General features: G+C 72.3%; 3 protein-coding genes and 1 pseudogene. All 4 read right to left on the bottom strand.

Annotated elements, in window-relative coordinates:
* On the bottom strand, nt 1-1,508 hold a 1,508-nt coding region (locus DBR23_RS07185), incomplete at its 3' end, for an enoyl-CoA hydratase-related protein (RefSeq protein WP_108497786.1).
* Complete coding sequence (locus tag DBR23_RS07180; protein ID WP_034712729.1) at nt 1,505-1,987, bottom strand: hypothetical protein; 483 nt, start codon at nt 1,985-1,987, stop codon at nt 1,505-1,507. The genes DBR23_RS07185 and DBR23_RS07180, both read right to left, overlap by 4 nt.
* 109 nt (nt 1,988-2,096) lie before the next feature.
* Nucleotides 2,097-3,209 carry a hydrogenase expression/formation protein HypE gene (gene hypE, locus DBR23_RS07175; protein ID WP_051248951.1) on the bottom strand — a complete coding sequence of 371 codons (1,113 nt, stop codon included), beginning with the start codon at nt 3,207-3,209 and terminating at the stop codon, nt 2,097-2,099.
* A pseudogene (locus DBR23_RS07170) lies at nt 3,206-3,669 on the bottom strand (hydrogenase formation protein HypD); the annotation flags it as partial. The gene hypE and the pseudogene DBR23_RS07170, both read right to left, overlap by 4 nt.

The following is a 3,669-nucleotide window of genomic DNA, read 5'->3' as shown; positions in this document are numbered from 1 at the left end:
GCGCGTTCCAGGCAGCGCGTTTCGAAGCCCTCGCGTGCCCCATCGTCGCAGTGGTCGATCAGGCCCATCGCCGCGGCCTCGCGCGCCAGCAGCGGCAGGCGCTGCGCCATCAGCGCCTTCGCGCCGGCCTCACTCAGGCGGCGCGGCAGCAGGTAGGTCCAGTACTCGGAGCCGTAGAGGTTGCCCATATTCTTGTAGTGCGGGTTGAGCACCACGCCACCGTGCGCCCACACCTCGTCCGCCGCCAGCGCCAGGAAGGCACCGCCCGCGCCCGCGTTGCCGCGCAGCACGCTCACGGTGAGGCGGTCCGGCGTCTCGATCACGGCGAGCGCCGCGTCGTTCATCGCCTGGATGTGGCGCCACGAGGCGTCGGCCGCGCTGTCGCCGGGCCGGTGCGCGGCCGCCTCGATGGCGTTGAGGTCGATGCCGTTGCTGAAGAAGTCTTCACCCCCCAGCAGCATGAGCACGCGCACCGGCCGCTCTCGCAGTTCGAGCAGCGCGTCGCGCAGGCGCTCGCAGCGCGCGATGGACATCGCACCGTTGTGGAAGTCGAAGCGCAGGCAACCCACGCGCGCGCCGTCGGGGCCGTGTTCGGTGTAGCGCAGCTCGCTCCACTCGTCGTCGGCGCGTTGCAGCGGCACGGGCAGGCGGGGCAGGGCGAGGGCCTCGGTGGCGAAGGCGTCGGCCGCGGCCTGCTTGAAGCCGGGTGCGCCGTCGGCCACGCGGCGCGCCTGGCCGATCCACACGCCGCCATCGCGCGTGCGGCGCAGCAGCGCGCCATCGCGCACCGCCAGCACCTCACCCGGCGCGGCGTGCGCGAAAGCCGCCATCGTGGCGGCAGAAGCGGCGTGGCCGTCGCCCAGGTGGCAGGCGTGGCCCCAGAGCGCATCGAGCACGCCGGGCTGGCCGTCGGCGCAGCGCAGCCGCGCCAGCACCTCGGCGGTGCCGTGCCGCGCCCAGTCGATGGCGCGGTCGGCCTGCCGCATCGCGGGCCGCCATTGCGCGGGTGGTGGTGCATCGCCATGGCGCTCGCCGTTCCCGAAACGCTGCACGGCGGCGAGCGTGGCCTGCAGCGCGGCCTGCGTGACCTCGCGGCGGTACAGGCTGCCCTTGCTAGCTTCGCGCATGGCAAACGCCGCGTGCGCCCACACCGGGCCGGCGTCGAAATCGGCGTTGGCCTGCAGCACCGTCACGCCCCATGTGCGCTCGCCGCGCAGCACCGCCCAGTCCAGCGCGCTCGGCCCCTGGTCGCCCGGTGGGCCGGGGTGCACCACCAGGCAGGTGAGCGCCTGCCACACGCTGGCCGGTATGCGGCGCTTGAGAAAGGGCGCGAGCAGCAGGTCGGGCCGGAACAGCGCCACGGCCTCTTCGGTCACGCGGTCGTTGATGTCGAGTTCCACGCTCACCGTGTGGCCGCGCGCGCGCAGCTCGGCGAACAGGCGCTGCGTGAGGCTGTTGAAGCTGTGGCACAGCAACAGGATGCGCAGGCCGCCGGGTGCTGCGCTCATGTGGGTGGCCGCAGGCCCTGCAGCTCGCGCGCGGCGTGCTTGCGGCCCATGTGGGCCGAGAGCCGCGTTTCGATGTGGTCCAGCGCGGTGTTGAACGAAGTCACCGTGCGCGCGGCGCGCAGGGGCTGCACCACCTCGGGCGTGTCCACGCCGAAATGCGCCGCCAGCCGCGCCAGGGCCTGGCGGCACAGCGCTTCGTGCACCGGCGCCGGCAGCTCGCGTTCCAGCTCGGTTGGGGGCGAAGGCGGCGGTGGTGACGGTGCGGCCGGCGGTGCCACCGGTTCGATCAGCCCCAGCGCCAGCAGCGCCTGCATGTGTTCGCGCACCTGCGGCACACCGCGCTCGGCCAGCGCGCGCACCGTGTCGCTGCCGTTCACCATGATCAGCACCGAGCGCATGGCGGCCGGCACGCGCTCCGAGCGCTGCACGATCTCGGCCCGTCCGCGCGCGGTTTTCTGGAACACCTGAGAAGACACCATCAACTCCTTCCGGCGCGAAGTGCTTTCATCCAGAGACAACGAGGGTCCGGCTTCGCCGGCCCAAGTTGTCGCCCCCTCGGGGGGAGGCGCCGAAGGCGACGCAGGGGGGTCAACATATCCTGGGAAGCTGTTCACCGCTGAGCCAGTCGACCACGCGCCGCCCGCCGAAACGCGTGGCCATCTGCACGAAGTGGTGCGGGTCGGTGGTGACCTCGCCGATGCGCGCGGCCTCGGCGCCCAGTGGATGGGCGCGCATGGCGGCCAGCACCGCGTCGGCCGCCTCGGGCGCACACACCGCGACCAGCTTGCCTTCGTTGGCCACGTACAGCGGGTCCAGGCCGAGCAGTTCGCAGGCCGCGTCCACCTGGGCGCGCACCGGAATGGCGGCCTCCTGCAGCAGCATGCCCACGCCGGACTGGCGCGCGATCTCGTTCAGCGTGGTGGCCAGCCCGCCGCGCGTGGGGTCGCGCAGCACGCGCACCGCGCCCGGCGCGGCGTGCAGCATGGCGGCCACCAGCGTGTGCAGCGCGGCGGTGTCGCTTTCAATGGTGGTCTCGAACGCGAGCGACTCGCGCTGCGAGAGCACCGCCACGCCGTGGTCGCCGATGGTGCCGGAGAGCAGCAGCACGTCGCCCGCGCGCGCGTTGCGCCCGGCGATGTCCACGCCCGGCGGCACCACGCCGATGCCGGTGGTGCTGATGAACACGCCGTCGCCCTTGCCCTTCTCCACCACCTTGGTGTCGCCGGTGACGATGGGCACGCCGGCGGCGCGCGCGGCCGCCGCCATGGAACGCACGATGCGCTGCAGCTCGGCCAGCGGAAAACCTTCTTCCAGGATGAAGCTCGCGCTCAGCCACAGCGGCGTGGCGCCGGACATGGCCACGTCGTTCACCGTGCCGTGCACCGACAGGCAACCCACGTCGCCGCCGGGAAAGAACAGCGGCGAGACCACGTGGCCGTCGGTGGCCATCACCAGCCGGCCCTGGCCGTTTGGGAACGCGGGCAGCGGCAGGCGCGCGCCGTCGTCGCCCTGGCGCAGGTAAGGGTTGTCGAAGGCGGCGAGGAACAGTTCCTCGATCAGCTGCGCCGCCGCCTTGCCGCCCGCGCCGTGGCCCATGTCCACGCGGCCGTGTTTGATGTCGAGCGGTCGGGTGTAGTTCTTCTTCACCGGCTTCGGCGCCGGGGCCTCGCCGCTGGCGGTCTGGTCGATGTCGGCTCTCATGGTGTGGCCTCCTCGGTGGCGGCCACGACCGGAATGTCGCGGAAGCGCCCGTAGGTGTAGTGCGCCGCGCAGGCGCCTTCGCTCGACACCATGCACGAGCCCACCGGGTTCTCGGGCGTGCACACGGTGCCGAAGATCTTGCAGTCGGTCGGCCGCTTCACGCCGCGCAGGATCGCGCCGCACTCGCAGGCCTTGTTGTCGGCCACCGGCTTGTAGTCGAGCGCAAAGCGGCGCTCGGCGTCGAAGGCCGCGTAGGCCTCGCGAATCTTCAGCGCGCTGTACGGCACCTCGCCCAGGCCGCGCCATTCGAAGCTGGGCCGCAGCTCGAACACCTCGGACACCACGGCCTGCGCCTTCAGGTTGCCTTCGGAGGTGACGGCGCGGCGGAACTGGTTCTCCACCTGCGCGCGGCCTTCGTTGACCTGGCGCACCAGCATCAGGATGGCCTGCATCACATCCA

Source organism: Acidovorax sp. HMWF018 (assembly GCF_003061035.1).
Classification (GTDB): domain Bacteria; phylum Pseudomonadota; class Gammaproteobacteria; order Burkholderiales; family Burkholderiaceae_C; genus Acidovorax; species Acidovorax delafieldii.
This window is presented reverse-complemented; position numbering and strand designations above follow the sequence as displayed.